Here is a 22,581-nt window from a genome sequence, read left to right as displayed (position 1 = left end):
TCAAACATTATGTTAAAGAGGTTTTTGGATTATTATTCACATGGAATCAAAACTTAGCAACGGGGGATACTAGAAAAGGGGTGAAACTCAGTGATGGTAGTCAGGTAACTGTAAGTAGTTGGGAGGCTTCTTATGCTATATCCGAGACTTTCCGTACTAGCTTTTTAAAAGCGATCGCCGATCTGACTCCTGATGAAGTTTTTTCAGGTAAAGCTCAGTCTATCTTAACCTTTCAACATATTTCTGATCCTACAGTCGTAGACCGAGGTAAGTGGAAATTAGATTTAGTTGCTAACTTATTGATAATCACATCTAAGCATCCTGAAGGGATAATCATACCTTTTAATAAGGTGGTCATTATTGAAGCAATAGAAGTTACAGATGACCCTATACCAGAAGCAACCTCAGCCATACAAAAAGCTGTCTATAACGTCAAAGAAAAAGGTTTGCAGATAATAGAAATACGCGATTTAGAGATAGAAAGATGAAGTTATATAGTAATACAAAACAATCAAATAATGGCAAGGAATCTGTGGAGAAGCAAGAAGATTCCGCCTTAGTCAATGTAGATGAAATAGTAGGAGTAGAACAAAATACTGTAGAAAAAGAAGACGACGATGATGATGACTTACTAGGTGAAATAGATTTTGCTGAGAATGAAAAAACTAAAAAGAGAAAAAGTATTGCTATTAGCAAGATTCTCGTTATCGTTGGGGGAACAGGAGTTTTTGCTGCTTTTGCTTATTTAATGTTTGGAGGGATGAAAGGGGTAAACAATGCTAAAAAGTATGTAACTCCAAATCAGGTAAAAGAGCAAAAAGTAGACCCTTTGGAGCAAGCCGAAAAAAACCGAATTGAAAGGGAAGGAGAATTACAAACCGAACTGGCATTAGGAACTCAGCAACGGGAATTGTCTGAAAAACAGAAGATGACTACCAAAGTTGCCGAGAAGATAGAAAAACCTGAAGATAATAATACCAATAAGGAGGTTCCAGAAAAACCGCAAAAGAAATCAGCATCTAGCAAGAGTAATAAACCTCGTCAGACTTCTTCAACAACAACTTCTAATACTTCAAGCCCAAGACGACGACAATATCGTTCTGCACCACCACCCGTTCAAAAATCACGTCCTGTTATACAGTCTCCACCACCCGTTCAAAAACCAACTCCTGTTATACAGCCACCACCACCCGTTCAAAAACCAAGTCCTGTTATACAGTCTCCACCACCACCCATTCAAAAACCAAGTCCTGTTATACAGTCTCCACCACCCGATCCACAAGTAGAAATGGCAAAAGCAATGAGCTATGGGAATTATGGGCAAATGGATTACAGTGATATTAGTTTAGCTCCGACACCGGAGCCACAAGTCACAGCTCAAGTTGAGGAAACTTTAGCAAATAACGAGCCAACTATTGCACCCGGACAAATGGTAGAGGGGATTTTAAATACTCCTATTTTTTGGGTAGAAGATTTAAAGCTCAAAGCACAACCTCAAAGATTTGCCATAGAGTTATCACAACCATTATTAGATTCTGAGGGTGAAATTTTTATTCCTGAAAAAAGTCTACTTGTTGCCAAACTCAAAAATACTTCCCAAAGTGGGATGGTAATTTTAGAGATTAATGGGGCAGTGACTCCATTAAGAGAAATGGTAGAAATTTCACCCGAAACGGTAACTGTGATGAGTAGCACTGGAAGTCCCCTAATTGCAGAAAGTCAACGTCAGCGTGGAGGGAAACAAAATTTGAAGTTATCTGTTTTGGCAGGTTTATCAAAAATTGGTCAACTCTTGAATAGAGCAGATAGCACTACTAGATATTCTGGTTTTGGTGGAGTTTCAAGTCATTCTAAAAATGGAGATGCAAATATTTTGGGAGGGATATTGGAAGGTGCTTTTGGTGAATTACATCGTCAAGCAGTTCAGGTTTCCTCTGAGGAGTTAGAAGAAATTTTAGAGCGTCCTTACATTTGGGTAATTCCTGAAGGCGAGGTAGTACAGGTATTTGTAAATAATTCGGGTTGGTGAAAAATGTTAACTTTGTTGAAAAAATTTATTTTGATGGGCAGTATTAGTTTAGTTGCAACTCTAGGAATAGGGATAAAACCTGCTAATTCTCAAGCGGTGCGTAATATTTCTATAGGTGTGGCGCGTGGCGATGTAGATGGAGGAGCAACTGTTACAGTTTGGCCAGGGCATGGATTGAATTTAGATTTTTCTCTTACTGGTGAAATTATTCGGAAAGTTTGGCTCGACGATCCTAGTAAAGTAATTGCAGATTTTGATGGCAATATTAGTGGTGGTGGAGCTAGAATTATTCACTTGCGCCGAATTACACCTATCAAAATTCCAGAATTACCAAGCACTTCGTCTACTCTGCTGACTATTGTTACTGAGGGGAGAGGTGGTACAACAAATCTCTACAGTTTCAAAATTAATTATGGTAATGGCACTCCTGAATACACTACTGTCAGAATTAATGATACTCCTGTTATTATTGCTCAACCACCACCGACGGATACTTCTGAAACTTCTTCTACGGTTATTGCTCCCCTACTATCAAAGTCGGATAAGTCTCCAATTATTTTTGATATGGGAGAAACTCAGTTAAATTCAAATCATATCAGTATGGGGTTATCGCGTCAGTGTTGGAATGGGTTAATGCCTTTATCTTCTTGGAATTATGGTAAAGCTAAAAATTTTCTGACTTTAATTAATCGAGGTTTTTCTGCTGATGATGCTTTGCAACAGTCTGGAATAACTGAATCTATCCTAATTCGGCTTTCAAAAATTGGTGAAAATTGTCAAATAATTAATAATTAATAATTAATAATTGCTTCTCAATGTAAGATTCAGCCATTAGCTTCATGGAAATTAAGTTATATCAATGTATAAAAAGACTTAATTGTTATTCTCAAGTTCAAGACCAAGTGTATCTGAAAATTTTAGCTATTCATAGTAAATGTGTTTTTGTCTATTCACGAAAAAAAAGATGAATTATTACTTCTCAATTGTTAATCATTTACTATGATATTTTCAACAATCAGTTATCAAATTATCATCTTATAATCATTTCATTTTTTGTCATTTTTTACAGGTAATATTTCCCCGAAAGTCAAGTTCCATGATCCAAATTAATTACACATCCTATTGACTCCCTATTGCCTGTAGCAATAGTGCCTCTCTAAGAATTTCCTAAAAGCACAACTACTTAATTATTAATAATGAAACTACAAATAGCTATTTTATTAACCGTCACTACCAGTGCTTATATAAATGCCCCAATACTAAACAAACAAAACAAAATAATAAAACAAAATAACACTGCTATCTTGGAGCAAGAAACAACACAAACTTCCTCAGAAAATCATTCACAATTTTACGTTCCCTATCAAATAGGCACTAATGTACTTGAAGGAAAAATACCTGCATGGGAACTAATTACTTTTGAAAGTTTACCACCATTCTTAACTGCTGGAAGTTGGCAAAGTTCGGAATCTCTAGATAATTTGGCTGGCTATTCTTTATCCTTGGAATGGGAAAAGGGTCAAAATATAGCATCTGTTCTAACTTTAGGAGATTTTCAGAGTAGTTTCAAACTTCACTTACTCTCACTCAATTCAATCTTTGTACCTTTAAGTATTAAACCTGAATCTTTAAAACTGGCAGATTTTCCATTACTGAAAAATTTAGATTTAGGAGAATTAGTTGAAGCTATACCCGATTTAAAAATTAAAAAATTAGAAGCGAGAATGCTAACGCAACGCTCCGCGAACGCTCCTGTAGCTGACCTAATAAAAACTGTTAAAGGTTCAGAAGTAATAGGTAAAACTATCGGTCAAGTTTTAGAGCAAGATAAATCTTTGAAAAAGTTGAAATTATCTCAAATTCAACTATCTAAATATCCGATAACTTCAATCCCTAGATTAGATTCTACTCCCCTAAAATTTTTCCCCGGTTGGCAGTCTGTAGTTTTAACAGATATTCCTTATCTGAAAAAGTTACCTTTCAGTTTTTTCCCTAATCCCCCTACAAATGAAGGATTTTTTGCGTTAGTTAAATCAATTAATTTAATAGATAAAGCTTCAAATATTTCCTCAGTATCAGGTGGTAAAAATGATGGATTTGAGCAAAATTGTTTGTCTCCATGTCAAGTAATTTCTTTGGGAGGTTCTGAATTTTTGTCTAGTCGTAGTTGGGTTGAATCTGAACAAAAAGTTAGGGGAGGAAAGGGATTCTTAGCAGTAGCTTCTGGAGGTCTTGAATCTACTGGTCGTCATCCTTATTCGGATGCTTTTAAAGTTGTTTTGCAGCCTATTGATAGAGTTAATGTCAAGATTAATCTTTACTTTAGGAGAGAAAATTCTGAAGTAGGTAAGTCTCCATATTTTATCGGTCCGATTAGTTTAGGAACTGTTTATGTAGGAGAGACAGTTTTTTTGGGTAGGGTAGAATCCGATTTTCAGTCTGCCAAGAAAATACTTAATTCTCCGCGTTTTGATGAGTTGGAAGAGTTGGATTTTTTAGCATTACAAAAAGCTTATGAAAAAGTATTAGGAAAATTCTCTCTTTATTCTGATTTAAGTCCTGTAGTTCAATCTAGCAATAGCACTTCTGGCAGATTACTAGGTAAATATAGATTTTGGTCAAGAATGCCTGAAGTTAGGGAACGTATTTACTCTAAAAATGGAGCTAATTTTCTCAAGGAATTAGAGTCGGGAAAGACTACTTCTATTTCCCAATTTCTAGTTTTCTTTTCTCCTGAACAACAAGACTTTTTATTTGCTTCTCAGCAATTAGAATTATTTGATTTAGCTAGGGAACAAATTGACCCGACTACGGGGAAAAATTTTCAAGGTGATAGAGCAATAGAGCGTGTTGCTCAAATGTATTTAGGTGGTATTGGAACTCCTATAGATTCATCTTATTTTAAGCTGGAAGCTGAAAAAATTGCTCTTAATTATAGTAATTACCAAAAAGAGTGAGGTCATTTCAGTTATCAGTTATCAGTTATCAGTCAACCTCCGAGTTTAGTCGGAGGCTTGAAATACTGAATCGGATATTTGTTTCATACCCTTAAAAGGGGAGGCTTTTGACCTCATTTTTTGGTAAAAAATTAAAGTATATTTTTAATCTTTGACTGAAAATGTATAGTTACTATTTGCGTAAAACATTCACTCTTAAAGAACTTATTTCTCTTTGATTAATCTCCTATATATTCATCTTATTAAAGGTTGGAGGCGGAATAAATTGCACTCAAATATAACAAGGTTGTTTAGCAGAGAACAACTTATTTATCTCGGAACATTCGGTACTTTAGTATTAGTCACTATTGGATGTCTCTCTCTCTTAAAAGTTACTCTAAACAAACATAGTAATTTCTCTGAACCTAAGTGGAAAACAGCAACATTTCTACCTGATTCTTTGAAGAAAAAATTCAAGAGTGACGAACTGGATAATTCACGAAATTGGGGTACTTTCTTTCAAGAAGTAGTTGCGACAAAAGTAGAAGTTAATGGTCATTCTTTATTTATTATTGATACTTCTATTAATAAATCTGACCAGAATCCTTTATGTGGCATAAAAGGATGTTTAATTACCGCTTATATCAACAATGACGGCAAGTGGCTACAAGTTCTTAATGGCTATTTCCAACCCTTTAGCTTGACAGATAAACCTAATCTAGAATTGCAAAACGTTTTCTCAAGTATGCCCTGCGTCAACATAACAGAAATTGAAAATACTAAAACTTACTGCTACGACAACCAGGAAAAGAAATATTTTCGTAAGCATTCAGCTGCCAGCTAGCCTCCTGCGGAGGAACTGCCTCTTACAGAGGAGCTAACGCTAACGTTAACAGCTATTAGCTATTAATTCATTGCCTGATAAGCAGGAATTAGTTTTCAAGAAGAATTCAAAGTTTATGTTTGCTCCGCATTCCGCAGGAAAGAATAAAGACCATTAGCTAACCGAAGAAAGTTATTACTTTAAAAAGCTGAATGCTGAATGCTAATAGCTGAATGCTTACATATTTTATAAGGTGAAAAAATGACAAATACAGAAACAAAATCATCCGTGGGAATGCCGAATTTATCTCTAGATAAAACGATAGATTTTGTGACTTCGGATACGGGATTAATTTTATTTGGATGTGCTGCAGCAATGATTGCTATGAAGCTGCTCGAAGACCCAGGAAAGGATCAAATAGCACGCTCTAGATGGGGTGGTAATGCTGAAAAAAAGGCAGCTAAAAAAATTGCTTTGAAGGAGATGGAAGAGCGCCGGAAGAATAAGGTATCACTTTATATTGGTGCTAACCCTAAAGAAGCTCAACTTTATGTCACTTCTGCCGAAAGGGGTACTGCTGTAATAGGTGGCCCAGGGTCTGGTAAAACTGCCTCCTGTATAAATCCTTTAGTAATGAGCGCGATCGACCAAACTCTTCCAATAGTTCTTTATGATTTTAAATACCCTCAGCAAACTTCAGAGATTATTGGTGTAGCAGCACAAGCTGGTTATAAAGTGAAAATTTTCGCCCCCGGTTTTGCAGAGAGCGAAGTTATCAATCCTTTAGATTTCCTTAGAGATGAAAGTGATGCCACTATGGCGAGGGAAATTGCCAGTGTAATGAACCGCAACCTGGCCCTTGCTTCTAATAGTAGTGAGGATAAATTTTTCAGTGAAGCGGGCGACCAATTGGTAACTGCTCTAATGATGTTGGCCAAAAGTTGTGAAGACCCCGATTTATTAACAATACAAGCTCTACTGACTTTGGATGAATTGCCCAAGCGACTTCAAGCAGCAGCAGCAGTTAACAAGTTAAATCCCTGGGTAGAATTAGCTTTTTCACAATTATTTCAGGTGGCGGGTAGTGAAAAAACTGTGGCGGGTATTATCGCCACCGCCAGTAAATTATTTACTCGATTTTTAGCTCCAGAACTTATTAGTTGTTTTGTTGGTAAAACATCGATTTGTTTCAAGAAAAAATCTCAAAACCAATCGGAATTTGAGCAAGGAAGGAGAACTAATGAGTATGAATTAAAAGAAAAAGAGCTGTTAATATTTGGATTAAATAGGGAAAAAAGAGAGGCTACATCTCCTCTAATTGCTTCAATGTTACACATGATAATCAACAAGAATGTAGTAGTTAATCGGACTTGTGGATTAGCATTATTCATTGATGAATTGCCCACTTTATTTCTGCCAAATATAACTAATTGGCTCAATGAAAATAGAAGTGATGGCCTGTTGACAACTTTAGGTTTTCAAAACATTGGGCAACTGGAAAAAGCTTATAGTAAAGAAATAAGTAGAGCTATATTAGGCGGTACTGCCACTAAATTTTACTTTAATCCTCAAGATAGCGATAGTGCCGAATTTTACGCCAAATATTTAGGGGAAGAAACTATTACTATTAAAAGTAAATCTAAAACTACTGGAAAAAGCGGGGCTTCTAATAATATATCCGACCATAAATACAAGATTTATTTGGTAGAACCAGCAGAATTTAATCGCTTTCCTCCTGGTAAATGTGTGTATATTAATCCTGGTTATAAACGGAAGAATGAAGGGTCTGTTCCTATTAGTGCTTTCTTAAAATTAGATAGGGCAGCAGCAAGTGAATTAAGTGAGGCAATATGGCCTAAGCTTAGAAAAAAACTAACTGAAAAAACCAAGCAAAAATCCGAATTCGATGAAATAAGAAAACAACAAGTCGAGAAAAGACTTGCGTATGTAAAGGAAAAGTTTCCGTTGCCCGATGATTCCGATATACCTCCCAATAACGTTAAGTCTAGCCTACATAAAGAGAACGGTTTACAGTCTGCTTTAGATGATGCTGCTGAAAAGGCTTTTGGTAGCAAAAAAAATTGAATTGGTGTTTTAGCTGAAGTCCGCAGTTTCTCTGCAAGAGGTTAGCTAGATGCTGGCAAGCGGAGCATTCCGGAACAGAAAAGCTGATAGCTAGTTAATTATTAATTGTTAATTGTTGAACATGGTTGTTCCTGTACTAGAAAATGACGCAAAAAGTATGACCTCTATCAGTGAAGATGGAGTTGATACTACCTTGAAAGTTATTGATGAAGTTGTCGATATCTTAGGTAAAATTGAGCTGAATTTTGATTTTAATCCTACCCGTCGGCAAATGGAAAAGATGCAGGCGGATTATTTTGGCGACTACAAAGATTCTCGCATCTCCTTGATTAAAGCTGGTGAAGAATACAATAATACTAAAGAATATTTAAGTTTTGCTAGAGAAGATAGAGATTTTTATAAGCAAAAATATCAATACGCATTAGAAGACAAAACTATAGATGCAGATAATTTAAAAAAAATCAGAGAACAATCGATATCTGCTCAAAATAATTATCTTAAATCAAGGAAGAATTATACGCAGGAGAGAAATGATTTTTCTCAAAGTAAAGTAAATTACTATGAGGCAGCTAGTGATTATTATGAATCAAAATTGTATCCAAAGCAAGCTTGGAAAAAGTATCAGGAAAACCTCAAAAAAGAAAGTGGCAGTAACATCTCACCTGAATTAGAATCTCTTAAAGATGAAGTTAATTTAGACGACTTAGGTAATGAAGAATTAAGAGAACAATTAGAAGAATTTGACAGGAGATTATTTCATCTTATTAATGAAAAACAGGGAGAGGCAGAAGCACAACAAATAGCTAAAAATACTGTAGAAAAAGTAAACCAAAAAAATAATAATAAAAGCACGACAAAACCAAACGAAGTTGATATTAACGATCGAGATTTAAACGATACTTACCAGCAAGTTTACCAAATAATTAATGACGTACAAAAACAGGAGGAAGATGTGGAATTGATAGGTATAAATCTAGATGAAGGTAGCATACTTCCCGACCCATGGGAAGAAGAGAAGACCGTGCCTACTAATGGAAAAACTGTTAGTCATTCTGAAGATTTGAATACTCCCTATATAGAACATCATTCTTACGAAATGGATGAAGGGACTTATAAGGGTGGTAAAAACAATAATTATGAAGTTAAAACAGAAAATTTAGATGTAGAAACAAGCGTAAGGGAAGAAGTTTCTCTTCCAAATAATCAAGACAATCAAATAATTAATCAGGGAACCGATAAGGTTTTGGAGGTATTAGAAACTAATCGCTACGAAACTGATAATTCTGTTTTGGAAAGAAATGGCTCCGGAGGTGTATCTATATGGACTAAGGAGAATGATGGTTCTGAAATATTAGAATTTCATTCCGATGCAGAAGGCAACATTTCTTCAAGTTTAAGTGAGGAAAAAACTCAACAGTTTGTTGAATTTTACCAGGAAAAATTAGACTTAAATTTATCCAACACCCCTGATATTAATTATCAAAAAGCTGAGGATAAATTTATTGATAATGGATTAGATATGTATTTAACTGAGAAACAAACTAATCGGTATGAAACTAACAATTACACTATTGAAAGGAATGATGAGGGGGGATTAGATATTAAGGATAAATTAGGCGATCGCGGAACTATATTTCATTCAGATGGAGAAGGAAATATTGAGAATAAAATGCTATTACAAGAGTCGGAAGATTTTACTAATTTCGCGGTTCAAGTTGAAGATTATGCTGATAATAAAATTAAGGATGCTGTAGATAAGTTTATGAAAGCACAAAATGTAGATTCTTACGAGACAGCTTCTTTTGACTTCCATAAAAGTTTGTCAGGTTTGGAAATAATTAATAAAGATGGTAGTTCAGAACTTACGCACGAACAGACTAAGCAGCTATTGGAGTTTAGCAACAAAATTAACCAGGTCTTTGCTAATAATGAAATAGCTACAGCTACAGTAGGAAAAATTAAGGAAGAGACAGAAGAACAGGAGCGTTAAGTTAGATGAAAAAGCCGAATTCACAGCAACTACAAAATAATTAATAATTAATAGTTAATAATTAATAATTAATAATTAAGAGTTGATAGTCAATAATTATTCATTCGACAATTCAGCTTGCTCGCTTCGCTCGAAGTCAGAAATCAGAAGTCAGAAGTCAGAAGTTTCGGAACAAAATTTACCGAGAAATTGTGGGCTAAAGCCTCCCCTTTTAAGGGAAAAAAAGAAAAAATTTTTCTTTTGAGTCAATCCTCTTCTTTTCAAGAAGAGGTAATAATTAATAATTAATTGTTGAAGAAACTATCCCACAGAAGTAAAAATCAAAAAAGGTGAATTTATATTTGATTTTAGGGCGGTAATTTTCTGATTAATTTTTTACTTCTGACTTCTGACTTCACACTTCTGACTTCGAGCAAAACCCCGCTATAAATTTTATTTTAGCGGTCTTCAATTAGTGGCTTTTTCTCAATTTCCCACTATATTGATACTTCTGACTTTCCTGCAGAATGCGGAGCTAACACACTTCTGACTTCATGAATAGCCTCCCCCCTTTGTCATTAATAATTCATAATTAATAATTCATAATTAAAAAGCGCACATCTACTCAGAAACTCTCTGATTAATTATCAATGCAACCATGAGTGATAATTATTAATTATTAATTGTTCATTGTTAATTATTAATTGTATCGGCTGTCGCAAACAAGTCTATTGTTAATTGCTTAAAAATAGTGATCGGAGGGAATTCTTAGTAGCAAATAGTCAAGAAATTGCATCTAATTTGAATGTAGAATAAACAAAAAAAATTTTCTACTTCAGTAATAATATTTCTAAATCCATAAATAAACAAGAACAGCAAGGAGTAGAACGTTAATATGTGGAAAAATATCTTAATGACATTATTTATGGCAGTAATGATAGAGATGCCAGTCAAAGCCGATGAAATCCCTACTGCCATTAATCAAGATGGGGCAGTCGTACTAGATTTGCCTAATATAAATCTAAGTGATTTGCCTGGTATAGAATCGAGTGGCGGTTTTCAACTACCCCCTGAAATTATCGACCAATTAGGTTTCGATCCTTCCCGTGAATGGGGAGAAGGTACTTCTATAGGTAATATTTTACAATTAGGAGATTTACAAAATATAGGTAATAAAAGTTTGTGGAATCTGAATCAAATGGGAGGATTAAGCCCTAAAAATACTCCATTAAGTTCTATAGAATTATTTCAAAATCAAGGGTTAAAAGATTTTGTTAATTCCGTTCCCGGACTTAAAAATAAGAAGCTAAATCAAGTTCCTGTATTAAAGGAATTAATTGGGCAATACGAAGTTTTAGGGCCTTTAGATGGTGAAAAAAAACTTAAATATTTTATCAATAAACCTAATCTAACAAACATTCAAATAGGAGAAATTGACTTAAGCAAATATTCGGTAACTAGCATTCCTAATTTGGCAAATACCCCTTTATCTGAGTTTAAAGGATGGGAAAATACACCCCTAAGTTCTATTCCAGCTTTAGAGGAAATACCATTACCTAACCTGTTTGAAATTCCTTTTTCTGTTGCCGGAATGGTAGCTATGCACGACGTAACTTACGGTTATAAAGAACATAGGTTTACCCCAACAAAACGCTCAATTACTGGCAGTAAAGAAGTAGGTTTTAACTATCAGTGCGTTCAAGAAACTGGTTGTGCTTATTTAGAACTTGTTCCTCCCGGTACTTTGGGTGTTATTGATGATGTTTCGGGATTACATGGTGCTCAGTGGATTAAGGGTGGTAAGGATGATGGAGGCCAAATGGTGCCTGGTGGTGAGGGGGTTTTGGGTGAAATGTTTGATGGAGAAGAACCGACGGGTAGACATCCTTTTGGGGATTTGTTTAAGGTGGTTTTGACTGATACTGTTGAGAGTGAGGGAGAGGGAAAATTTGGCTTATATTTTCGGGTTTGTTTAAAATACGGGTTTGTTGATTTAGGTTGTACTCCTTATGTTATTGGTCCTATTCCTTGGTTTAGTTCTAAGGAAAAGGATATGATTTTTTTGGGTTTGTAACAATGGGACTTACACAATTTTTAAGTCTAAAAATCAGATAAATGCTTTCCAATATAATATCCTATCACAAGTGAAATCAGTCCTAAAAACAAACCGAGAAGAAGTCTAGATATCAATTCAAATAAAGTTAATTCATGTATGGTTGTAATAAATTTCTCTACCATCTCTATCTCCACATAAATTTTGCTTAGGACTCGTGTCAAAATAACCTGAACAGTTTTTTTGATAGAAGCTATATTTCACAGTTTATCCTAGATAAAATTTGTACAACTTATTTTTATATGGCTCCTTAGTTAATACTATAGCAATGAGCGCTGGTGTATTTAGGTACGAGCGATCGCTCTGGAACTTTATTCTTTGTCGCAACATTTTCGTCTGTGTAATTTGTAGTTCAGCAATTAACTGTTCGTAAATTAATAATTAATAATTACCCCTTCTCAATAATTAACAATTAACAATGAACAATTAATAATTATTGAGATAGGAGTATCAAACAATTAACAATTATCCAGAAACTATCTCCCTAGACACCACCGACTAAATTATTAAGCAGATACACAAAATTAATTACATATTTTTCTCAATTGAAACCTTTTTACTGCAAGGGTGACAGAGAATGAGAGTGGGAAATCAATTCTGTGTAGGTGCTTAATTATTAATTATTAATTATTAATTAAAAGGGGAGGCTTTTAACCTTAATTGTTGAATGAATAATTAATTATTGACTATCAATTATTAATTATTAACTATTAATTATTAATTATTCGGTAAAGTTATCCAACTGAAATGCGAGCGCTTTCATCAAATCTCCGGTACTATGAAGTAATCAGTATTTAACGATTTTTTGAAAATATGGACTACGAGTGTCCCGAAGTAATTTCTTACCCCAACCGCGTTGATATCCAACCCAATGGTTGGAATATTGGCTGCTTCTGGCTAGCTGAAGGAGAAGACTTAGAATGCGAGTTGGAAGGTAGTGAGTTATCAGCCTATCAAGATGCCATGTTTACTGAAATTTCATTTGACAAAAAGCTTGTCCTTGTTGTGGAAAAAGGTGGAAAAGAGTTTATGTCATGTTTGGATCAATTCAATATCGATTACCCTAAGTTCTTCTTTCACTTATCGGAGAAACTACCATTCTTACCAGACAATTATACAGACGATATTGTCGGTTGGGAAATATCCAAACATTTAGCCAACACAAAGCATCTATTTGAAATTGCCGATATTACCGACCCACCTTTTTAACTTATGTCTAAGCCAGTAATAGCAATAATTCCACAAACCGAGCGAGTCCTGATCGGCAATGATAAGCAGGAAGAAGCTTATCGATACTCCGATCCAAAACTAGCCGACCTTCTACAAGAGCCGTCAACAGTCAAAGTCTTTGCAGACGCTGTTGAGGGGCAAGCTAGACTGGGAAAAAACGGTTTAGAGGTTGAAGGACAAATTTTTGATATTAAATTAGCCGATAGCCTATTGACAGCAGGCTTGAATATTGATAATTCTCTCCCTTCTATTGCACAGAGAAATCTCAACAAATTAATATCTGAGCCAACCACTCAAGATTTACTCTCGCTTAGGGAAAATCTAAGGCCAAACTTGGCTGACGAAAAATTGATTGAGGTAGCTAAGGTTGAATTTGACGCTACGAGAGCTACAGCACAAATGAGTCAGAATGGAGTACGGTTAGATACTTCTTGGCTTAAAGAAAAACAACTTGAGTTAAGGGAGGAGAGAAAAGAAGTAGATTCCCTAGTTAAAGAGTGGTTAGTCGAGAAAAATCCCACTCAAGAAGAAGCTATTTTATCAGCAGACTTAACTTCAACCAAACTTGCTGATAAAAGTCAGACTGTAAGTTGGTTTAATCAAGGTGGAATTCCGCTTAAAAACTTTAACAAAGATGATATCCAAAGTTTAGCAACTGAACACCCTATTCTAGATAAATTCTTAAGATTACGTTCTATTGACGACCAGATTGGTAATAAAGGTATTCAAGGATTATTGAATGCTGCCGATCGAGACAATAAAATTTATCCGACGTGGCATCAAAACTCCGCAGTAACAGGTCGGATGTCCGCTACTAATCCAGCTATCCAAAATATAACAGGTGATTTGAAGCGTGCGGTTATCCCCGAACAAAAAGATGGAGAAGAAAGACGAGTCTTCGTCCGTGCCGACTACTCTCAACAAGAGTTGCGGATTTTGGCTCAGGTAAGTAGCGATCGCAATCTAACTCAAGTATATCAAGAAGGTCGCGATGCACATAAATCAACAGCTTCCTTGATGACTGGTAAACCCGAAAAGGAAATAAGCTCTTCGGAGCGACAACGTGCAAAACCTGTAAATTTTGGTAAAATCTATGGTCAATCAGCTCAAGGTTTGCAAGGCTATGCCAAGTCTAGTTATGGCGTGGATTTTTCTCTCTCTGAAGCGCAAAAATTCCAGGCAGCAATGGACAAAGGTTATCCAGGAGTGGCCCAAAACGAACAAAAAATTAGGCGGGAATTTCAACAACAATGGTACAGCAAGTTAAAGTCTGAGGATGTTCCCAATCCTCAAACTAGGACGTTATTAGGCAGAAAACGGGAGTGGGAACCTACACAGAACAGTCGTCCTCCTGTAACAGAAGCGTTAAATGCTCCTATTCAGGGTTCAGGAGCTGATATGAGTAAATCGGCTTTAGCTAAACTGTCACTTAGCTTGAAAAACACAGGTGCTATGATCGCCCTCGTCCGGCACGATGAGATAGTATTGACTGCTCCTGAATCAAAAGCTGTGAGTGTAGGAAAAATTCTAGAGGGTACTATGTTAGATGCTGCTCAAAAAATTACCCCTAACATTCCGGCTGTTGCCGAAGTAAGTATTTGCGATAATTTAGCTGGAGAGCAACTAAGTCAACAGGATTTTGAGAAAAGAGAATATAGGCTTTCCTTTAACTCTCCTTCTGTGTTGGAAAAACCTCTCTCACTTAATAATCTACTTTCTAATAATACTCCTAAATCACATCCTACTATCACGTCTAAGTCACCTGAACTAGCTGGTAATGAGATTAGGAAAAATATACAAAGAGATTTCGATATTCGGGACCATATCAAGTTCAGACACGGACGAGGAGAATGTCCATGCTGTGCTGCGGAAGGCAAGTCTAATAATACCAATTTAAGCATTAGAGAAAATGGGGATTTTTGGTGTTTTAGAGGTAGTGGTGGAGAACCGCCCGGAAAAGATATTGAACAGTTCCATGATGAAAAAGCTATTCGTCGTGCTTTGGGTCTTCCGGCAGTAGGAAAAGTCGAACCCAATCTGGCTATCCGAGAGTTTAACCAGTCTCAGCCCAATCGTCCATCTTCACCTCAAATAAAAATTGCTACAGAGGAACATTTAGCTCAAGCTCAAGACAGATTACTATCTCCGGTAGCTCCTAATGTGCGAGAAACTCAGAAAAAAGCCTTAGAGTATCTAGACAACCGAGGTATATCTCCTGATTTGGCCAAGCGCTACAATATAGGCTTGAATTTTGGTTTCAAAACGAATGATGGTAAAGAGTATCCAGCTTCTATAACGTTTTACCACAGAGATGCAGCGAAGCCAGAAAAACTTTACGCCCGTCGCCGTTATGCTCCTTGGATGGAAGAGTCGGAGCTACCACCGGGAACTCGGTCATGGGGACAATCCGGTGTTCCAGCATCTGTATGGGTAGTACAGCAGCCCGATCTGGAAACTGAAAAAACTTATCTAACTGAAGGACCTTGGGATGCTGTACGATTAGGAGAACTTGTGCGCCTGTCGGGAGAACCTATAGCAGTGGCTTGTACTTCTACGGGAGCTAGAGGTGTTCCTCCTGTCGAACAGCTTCAGGCTATTCCTGGAAAAGAAGTGGTAATCTTTTATGATAGATTCGATCAGCATAATGAAGGACTTCTTGGTGCAGAAAAGATTGCTAATGCCATACGCAGTTTTGGTAAGCAGGCTACTACAGCTTTAGTTCCTCATACTGGAGATATTAAGAAAGGTTGGGATATATCAGATGCCTTGGATGCTGGTTTTGTTCTCAAGGATATTCAGCAAGCTGAAGTTGAAGCAAAAGAAATTCCGGCAAAATTAGCATCTTTAATCGCTGACTATTATGATTTTCTTCCCAGAAAAGATATTCAAGGCAAATACACTCCACAGTGGAATTTATGCGAAAAGTATTTAACATTAACCGATCGAGAAAACAATGAAGTTTTCTCTGCACAGTTATCAAATGGTAGTTGGCAAAATATTAATTCAGTTCTATCTACAGAACAGATGCTCAATCTGAAAAAAGTTTTGCTCAACGACATAAATACAGAAGAATTACAGGCTCAACGTTTTCAGCAGGTACAGCCTGTAGTTGCTGATATTTTAAGATATCATAAATCCCATAGTTTTGAAGGAAAATATTACTCTGCACAATGGGAGCCAAATTTTCAACAACTTAAAGCTTGGAATCTGGGTTCTCGCCAAACTTTTCTCTCTGCACAGTGGAGTCAAGAAGAAGGTTGGCAGGATATCTCTAACCACCCTATCTCCTTTCAAATTGCTCATCACTTTACTGAAAATATTAAACCTGTCCTTGAACAACATCTACAACATCAAAGAGCAGGAATTGAACGTTGACATCCTCATATTTAGTTGACGCAAGGATACCAAGAGTGAAAAATTGGCTCTATATATTTATAGTTAACTGACATAATTGCGCTTTACGTCACTCTACCGATACAGACTTTTCACAACTACATCAAAGATTGGCTAGAAGCACTCATCAAACTGTCAGCTTGCTTGGATTTTACGCTCAATTGATAGATGTAAATAGTGCGACTAAAAAGCCATGGTTGGGATGGATGAAAAGCTGATGAAATCATAGCTATAATTTCAGCTAATCAGTAATTATTGTCTGGTAAATCCTAGTAAAAACTGTTAGAATAAATCGGTATATTTTTAATGTTAATTTACCTATTTATCCCTACTGAATCTTGAGATAATTTTAAGAACCGCGAATTAGCGTTTCATCCCAAAGCAATAGATATCAATCTGATTAAGAAACGCGAATTTGTACAAATGAGTTTTTAAGGAGTAGTATATGGGGGAAATAATTGAAGTATTTGAAGAACAAGAAATTACTATATATGATGATGGAATGTGGGATGCAACATCTATGTGTAAAAAAAAAAGTTTAACAAGAGAATCAATAACTTTCTGAGAATGCAGCAAACCAAAGAATATTTAGAAGAGCTGAAAAAGAAGCATAATTTCTCTGATGATGACTTGGTAAAAGTAGTACAAGGAAAAGGCAAAAACCAAGGTACATGGGTTCACCGCAAGGTAGCTCTCAATCTAGCAGCATGGTTAAATCCAGCTTTTGCCGTATGGGTTTTTGATGTTATAGAGAAATTATTAACTCAGGGTGAGGTCAAACTAAAGGATGAAATAGCAGAATTGCAGAATTGCCTAGATTTATCAGAATATAGGCTAATTGAAAGTCAAGCCGAAGCTGAATATTGGCAAAACGAATACGTTCTATACCGACACGGGCATCACCCGGAATATGAGGAAGTAGGACAATTCCAAGAGGGAGATTTACAATTGGGAGTGCAAAAAGAACATAAGGTAGACTAAGACCACAATCAAACACCGCTACGCTAACTGACTTTTGCCGAGACACGGGCTTCAGCAATTAACAATTATTCAGTCAGTTTGTTTGATTGCTAGATTCTGGGTTAAATCAAATCCAGATTTGGGTCGGATTTTTCTACTGATTACTCAGTAGAAAAAATACTATAATCCTTTGATGGTATAACTTGTAGCGTTTCAATTGTTTGAGTGTTTTGGCCAGGGGATTTGGGTGGGTTGAGGAGCAATTGGCAGATAACCGAATAATTAATAATTAATAGTTAATAATTAATAATTAATAGTTAATAGTAGAAGCGTCAATAATTAATTATTAATTCAACAATTAAGGTTTAAAGCCTCCCTTGGTAATTAATAATTAATCATGAATAATTAATAATGAATATATTTCGAGTGCTAGGGGATTGAGTATATATATTGCTCCTAAGCACCGTGATAGTCATTAATTATTAATTGTTCGCAAGTTAATTGTTAATTATTGAGAAGGGGTAATTATTAATTATTAATTGTTCCGTAGTGTTTTGGGCTGAACAATGCCCGGCATACCAATTGCGTAACCAGTTTGAACGTACAGACATTGTGGGTATCCGGCGATTAGAGGAGTATGCTATGAATCTTGTAGACGTGCCAAATATTCATCCTGTTGAGGCAATTAACGAAGCATTTAGTTTCTGGAAAAATGCTAGGATTTAGCTACAAATATCCCCTAGCATCAGAGTTCGTAGGAAATTAGAGCTAATTCCAAGCCTGATTCAGGGACTTTATATTAATTATCCAGTGATACCTATATCTTTCAAACAATTGAAAGATTAAATAAGGAGTTGCGTAGATTACTCTACGCAACTCCTTATTTAATCTGATAGTTAATTATTAAAAATTTAATGGTAGTTTGATTCTGGTACAGAATCTATCATGCTGATACCACAAGTCTTTCGGGACACCCGGCAAGTATTACCAGTAGGAACTAATTAGAATTCACGCGTCGTTTTCCGGAACACCCTGTAACTACAAATTTACCTTGAACAGGCTACTTTGACGCTGATACTTTTTCTGGATTAATTAATTCTAATAAACCCACAAATCCTACCCAAAACGTATAGACTCCATAAGGAAATGCCTGTTTTCCTTGAAGACACGCATAATATCCTCCTATAATAGCCTCAATACCATGAATCAAAAGAGCAGGACGTTCTACCCAAAAAATCCATTTTTAATGAGGAGAGATTTGCCAATCAGTCAAATAAACGTTAAGATTGGCAAGTTCCCATGCGATAGCACTTGAGATTAAAATGATAGAGATGACTTTAATGCTGGTGAGTCCCCATTGTAAACTTTTTGATGTGTTCATAGTTTTCCCTTGCTTAAGACTAGGATAATGATGATAGTTCCCGGATTTCTCTTTCTTCAGAGATTTTTAGCCAATTTTTTGATAAAATATCTGATAGATACACAACAATTAAAATTGTATCAAACCATTGACTGGGAGAAGGAAGTCACTCGCTTTCAAGCTTTAGGATTGACTTATCCATCTTACTATACATCGGTCAATTTTCACGGCATTAATGGGGATTGAGTAGCAATTGTGAAAGAAACCCCGTTAAGGTATTTACCGTTGGGATTAATAATTAATAGTTAATAATTAATAGTTAATAATTAATAGTAGAAGCGTCAATCTACTATGCTTAGTTGGAGAGTAGGAATTACAGAAGGAACTGGACATTTCTCATGCTTTCCTTAACAGCAGCGGAGCAAGTTCGGCAGCTATATCGCCCATAACTAATTATCTATATAATTATGCCATCAAGTAGCATTCTCACTGCCACAGATGTCCTTAACTTACTTGTCAGTGGGATTGACAAAACTACCTTAGAAACTGAGCTTTCTATATCAGGTTGGACTGCTACTCCCGCTGTCGGTGGTTCAAAAAGTGGAAGCGGTACAATTTGGAGTAGTCCCAACGCCACCTGTAGTGTTAGGATTATGACAAAACCAGATGGTTCGTCATACGCCCGCGTTTATAATGGACCTGGTGGTGGTGCGCCGCGAGAACAACCTTTAAACGCATTAGGTAAACCAGGCGATCGCGCATCAACACATTTTCTTTTAACCTCGTAAACCTTAATATTATGAATTTTACAGAAATTTGGCAACAGTACGATTTTACGGAAGCTGAGTTACTTTCAATGAATTGGCAGCCGACTAACGATTATATACTCAATCTTAACTATTACTGGGAACTCAACTCAAGTGAAGCAGAAGTAGCAACAGTTGACCAACCCCTCAAAGTTACTTTGGTTTCCTGCATTCGTCTTCAAGTAGAATTTTTACCCCAGATATCTCTTTTTGCAGGTGACACTTCTACAAATCCTAAAAATCTAGGCACAATTGTTGGATGGAGGCAAGTTACTCCTTCACCTTGGATAGAAAATCTCGGTCTGTCACCAGAAAATTGGTTACATTTGGAATTTAACATTGGTTCTGTGAATAAAATTGAAGCTCTTTGCCGTTCCCTTACAGTAGAGCAGATTTCCACACAAGAATTGATATTAAGTTATTAGCTAATAATATGAACTACCCCGCCGTGTAGACGGGCGTGGTTTCTGAAACCTCACCCAATGTTTCTACACTTTGAGATTTCGATCGCTTCACTTGCAAGCCAGAACCACTGCCCACCACCACACCACCAGTGGACTGGGGCAAGGGTGAACGCCCGAAAGCTATAAAGTAAAGCACAAATCATTGCTTTGTGTCCAACTCCTGGTTCATTTTTTCTACCTTTTCTTTGTTGTCAGATTTAGATTTAGTACCATCTGGTTTGGGAGCTTTCATAAAATTAGGAAATTCGAGGGTAGGTTCTCCTAGTAATTCCATAAACCCCCATTGTTCTCTATCTGGTAAAAATCTAGCCTTTATTTCTACAAAGTAGCGATCGCCCTGTTGATCTTTATCCAATCTAGGATTAAATCTAAAAGGTTTAACTGGAGAATCTTTCCACAATATGGGTATATGATTAGCTCTCAAGATATTTTTAGTCCTCTGCTCAAATTTTCTCACAATTTTTTTTAAGGTATTTGTTTTGTTACGATGAACAGAAATTACAGCCCCACGATAAACTCCTATTTGTTGATAAATACCACAGAGTTTAAATTCGTTCACCTTTAATTCGTAACGTGATTCTTGTATTCCGGCTACTAAAGTAAAACTTATTTTTGGTGGTAAAGTACCTTCTTTTGGTTGTGGATAATGTACCAAGTTCGGATAAACTAAAAGTTGTTGTGTTTGATCGGGATTATAGGTGGCTTTAACAAAATCTAGAACTCTCTTTTTATTGATAATTAATTTATATATTTTATCTCCGACTACAACATTATAATATTTGTCATTGTCTTCAAATCTTTTGACGATTTTTCCTTCAATAATGCCTAAGCCTTGAAAGATTTTATTAGAGGTTTTAGGTTCGGATTTATCCTTTGCTATTGATTCTGATTCTGATAATAGTGAAGTAGATTCTACTAGAGTTTTTTGTTCTTGTTTAGGTTGAATTACTGGAGTATTTTGGGGTTCTGGTAATGGTTCAGATTCGGCTTGAATTGGTGGAGTATTTGGGGGTTCAGATAATGGGGAAGTGGAAATTGCCGGGGTAGGTTTTGGTTCTAATTTTTGTGTAGTTTCAGGTAATAATTTAGACTTTGATTTGGCAGCAAGTAAACTTTCAGTAGTAGATTTTGGTTCTGGCTCTATTGACTTAACAATTTTCTGAATTTCTAGTTTTTGTGAAGTTTTTTGTGTAGACTTCTGTTTCTTAAGTGCCTCTTCTAGTTGCCCTTGTAAATTCTTTAAAATTTCTGAAAAAGTTTTCTTCTGCACAGGATTTTGAGCCTGTTTAATTAACCCCTGAATTTTGATAATATTTTGTTTAATTTCTTTGATACTTGCTGCCATAATTTATCTAGATTTACTGAGATATCTATTATAACTTTAGCTCTGGGAGCTTGTGGTACTCTTAAGAGTAAATATTCCCCATCAATTAATTATTAATTGTTGAATAGTGACATTTTATTCACAATAATTCCCCATTGAAGTGAACTAGGTACAATTATAAACTTGAGTAGGAAAAGATTCACGTCCCGAAACCTGACCAGAGCTTACATGAATACTAACCCACATTCCGCACTTCAGAATGTAGTACGAAAAGATACATGAACGATAATCAAAATTTTAGCCAACAAATTAATAGATAGAACATAAAAAAGTGAGTGGCACAACTATTGTTGGTGAACCAGGGAGTTCTGTTGGCAGCAGAAAATACAGGAGCAACTACACTCCCATTGACAGCATCAATCAATTTTTTTCAATTCAAGTATTGCGATCGCGGAAAGTTGCGTCAGCAGCATCGCTTATCTGCAGCGTATCACAGATAATATTTTTGACAACAAGAGGGTAAAAACTGTAAAATCAAGCTCCGTTATTCTGTGAGATTAACTACTTTTTGAGATTGATTTATTGTCAACAAATGCACTCCTTGAAAGCATTGAAATATCCATCTTAATGTGGGAGTATTTGTAGGCTTTCCTAACTGGTTTTTGAGGAGATTACTGGTTCTTTTTAAAGTATTTCTTAGCTCTCTTTGGCCGAGATTATATACTAATAAACACAGTGACAGAACAAACAGTATTGTTTCAACTCTTTGAGGTTTTTCCACAAAAAAACTATCGGCAAAGAATTGGGGGTCTTTCAGGAATCTAAAGCCTCTCTCACAAGCCTGTTGATTTTTATAGTTCCAAAGTATTTCTGGACTTTTAATTTCGGAAGAGGACTCAATATTTGTCGCCAGAATGAATCGGCCAGCCACTAAAGTTCTTCTTTCTATCTCTGAGACTTTTTGTTGAATTTCTATTTGATGATGATAAACTATAGACTGTTTATTTAATATCTTTTCCCTAATTTCTCTAGACTCTAAACTCCATAATTTCAGTTTTTTGTTGATAGATTTTAAGTAATTTTGAGCTT

Annotated in this window: 18 protein-coding genes; 16 read left to right on the top strand and 2 right to left on the bottom strand. The window is 35.9% G+C overall.

The features are described from left to right. The 15 genes from F6K22_RS02475 to F6K22_RS02405 form a co-directional block, all read left to right on the top strand. Positions 1-488 (top strand): hypothetical protein (locus tag F6K22_RS02475; RefSeq protein WP_363272693.1); only part of this gene is annotated, 488 nt, incomplete at its 5' end. Further along, entirely contained in the window at positions 485-2,029 is a 1,545-nt protein-coding gene (locus F6K22_RS02470) for a TrbI/VirB10 family protein (protein ID WP_293092883.1), read from the top strand. The genes F6K22_RS02475 and F6K22_RS02470, both read left to right, overlap by 4 nt. Before the next feature lie 12 nt (positions 2,030-2,041). Next, positions 2,042-2,824, top strand: coding sequence for a hypothetical protein (locus F6K22_RS02465; protein ID WP_293092881.1), 783 nt, complete (start codon positions 2,042-2,044; stop codon positions 2,822-2,824). A gap of 401 nt (positions 2,825-3,225) precedes the next feature. Next, the gene (locus F6K22_RS02460; protein ID WP_293092879.1) at positions 3,226-4,986 is read left to right on the top strand and encodes a hypothetical protein; all 1,761 of its coding nucleotides are present in this window, start codon (positions 3,226-3,228) and stop codon (positions 4,984-4,986) included. Between the two features lie 265 nt (positions 4,987-5,251). After that, positions 5,252-5,809, top strand: coding sequence for a hypothetical protein (locus tag F6K22_RS02455; RefSeq protein ID WP_293092877.1), 558 nt, complete (start codon positions 5,252-5,254; stop codon positions 5,807-5,809). Between the two features lie 240 nt (positions 5,810-6,049). Then, entirely contained in the window at positions 6,050-7,873 is a 1,824-nt protein-coding gene (locus F6K22_RS02450) for a type IV secretory system conjugative DNA transfer family protein (RefSeq protein WP_293092875.1), read from the top strand. 157 nt (positions 7,874-8,030) lie between these two features. Continuing rightward, complete coding sequence (locus F6K22_RS02445) at positions 8,031-9,863, top strand: hypothetical protein (RefSeq protein ID WP_293092873.1); 1,833 nt, start codon at positions 8,031-8,033, stop codon at positions 9,861-9,863. A gap of 874 nt (positions 9,864-10,737) precedes the next feature. After that, entirely contained in the window at positions 10,738-11,916 is a 1,179-nt protein-coding gene (locus tag F6K22_RS02440) for a hypothetical protein (RefSeq protein WP_293092871.1), read from the top strand. Positions 11,917-12,768: 852 nt separating this feature from the next. Then, positions 12,769-13,164 (top strand): hypothetical protein, encoded by a 396-nt coding sequence (locus F6K22_RS02435; protein WP_293092869.1) that lies wholly within the window; start codon positions 12,769-12,771, stop codon positions 13,162-13,164. 3 nt (positions 13,165-13,167) lie between these two features. Then, complete coding sequence (locus F6K22_RS02430; RefSeq protein WP_293092867.1) at positions 13,168-16,560, top strand: DNA polymerase; 3,393 nt, start codon at positions 13,168-13,170, stop codon at positions 16,558-16,560. A 585-nt stretch (positions 16,561-17,145) separates the two neighbouring features. Beyond that, positions 17,146-17,559 (top strand): KilA-N domain-containing protein, encoded by a 414-nt coding sequence (locus tag F6K22_RS02425; protein WP_293092865.1) that lies wholly within the window; start codon positions 17,146-17,148, stop codon positions 17,557-17,559. 561 nt (positions 17,560-18,120) lie between these two features. Beyond that, positions 18,121-18,264 (top strand): hypothetical protein, encoded by a 144-nt coding sequence (locus tag F6K22_RS02420; RefSeq protein WP_293092863.1) that lies wholly within the window; start codon positions 18,121-18,123, stop codon positions 18,262-18,264. Positions 18,265-18,946: 682 nt separating this feature from the next. Beyond that, complete coding sequence (locus tag F6K22_RS02415) at positions 18,947-19,144, top strand: hypothetical protein (RefSeq protein WP_293092861.1); 198 nt, start codon at positions 18,947-18,949, stop codon at positions 19,142-19,144. Between the two features lie 221 nt (positions 19,145-19,365). After that, complete coding sequence (locus tag F6K22_RS02410) at positions 19,366-19,686, top strand: hypothetical protein (RefSeq protein WP_293092859.1); 321 nt, start codon at positions 19,366-19,368, stop codon at positions 19,684-19,686. Positions 19,687-19,697: 11 nt separating this feature from the next. Beyond that, a complete protein-coding gene (locus tag F6K22_RS02405) occupies positions 19,698-20,129 on the top strand; it encodes a hypothetical protein (protein WP_293092857.1) in 432 nt (143 codons plus the stop codon). Positions 20,130-20,307: 178 nt separating this feature from the next. Here the strand turns inward: F6K22_RS02405 and F6K22_RS02400 are convergent, their stop codons facing one another. Next, positions 20,308-21,513: a hypothetical protein gene (locus F6K22_RS02400; RefSeq protein ID WP_293092855.1), complete on the bottom strand. Its 1,206-nt coding sequence runs from the start codon at positions 21,511-21,513 to the stop codon at positions 20,308-20,310. A gap of 314 nt (positions 21,514-21,827) precedes the next feature. On the opposite strand from F6K22_RS02400, the gene F6K22_RS02395 reads away from it, so the two are divergent. Then, positions 21,828-21,992 carry a hypothetical protein gene (locus F6K22_RS02395; protein WP_293092853.1) on the top strand — a complete coding sequence of 55 codons (165 nt, stop codon included), beginning with the start codon at positions 21,828-21,830 and terminating at the stop codon, positions 21,990-21,992. 44 nt (positions 21,993-22,036) lie between these two features. Here the strand turns inward: F6K22_RS02395 and F6K22_RS02390 are convergent, their stop codons facing one another. Beyond that, positions 22,037-22,486 carry an IS1634 family transposase gene (locus F6K22_RS02390; protein WP_483244106.1) on the bottom strand — a complete coding sequence of 150 codons (450 nt, stop codon included), beginning with the start codon at positions 22,484-22,486 and terminating at the stop codon, positions 22,037-22,039. Positions 22,487-22,581 lie beyond the last annotated feature (95 nt).

Source organism: Okeania sp. SIO2F4, assembly GCF_010672385.1.
Classification (GTDB): domain Bacteria; phylum Cyanobacteriota; class Cyanobacteriia; order Cyanobacteriales; family Microcoleaceae; genus Trichodesmium.
Note: the sequence above shows the minus strand (reverse complement) of the source record. Positions and strands in the feature narration are given on the sequence as shown.